Genomic DNA, 338 nt, shown 5'->3' on the forward strand with positions numbered 1-338 from the left:
CCCGTTCCGGCCCCGCCCATACTGCTGACAGGGGGATCAGATGGGCGAGATTGATGGTGGAGATCGGCGGTTGCCGGACGTTGGCGTAGGTGTGGCCGGGCAGGCTCCCCAGCCATGCCTCGATCGCGTTCATCCCCTCGGGGATCACGGTGAAGTCGCGGCCCTGGATGACCTTCTCGACCAGCCGCAGCTTCTCGGCCGCAATGGCGGGATCGCCGTCCCACACCGTCACCGTCGCGGTGACATAGGCCATGCCGGCATAGTCGGAGCCCAGCTCTTGCAAGGCGGTGTCGGCGTCGGCGGCCTTGTTCGAGGCGTCGCTGTCGAGCAGCGTGGAC

At 67.5% G+C, this 338-nt stretch carries 1 pseudogene; it reads right to left on the bottom strand.

Annotated elements, in window-relative coordinates:
- Window positions 1-338: pseudogene (locus AX735_RS02100) on the bottom strand (conjugal transfer protein TrbE); the annotation flags it as partial.

Origin of the sequence: Blastomonas sp. CCH1-A6 (assembly GCF_001556365.1) — a bacterium.
Lineage (GTDB): Bacteria > Pseudomonadota > Alphaproteobacteria > Sphingomonadales > Sphingomonadaceae > Blastomonas > Blastomonas ursincola.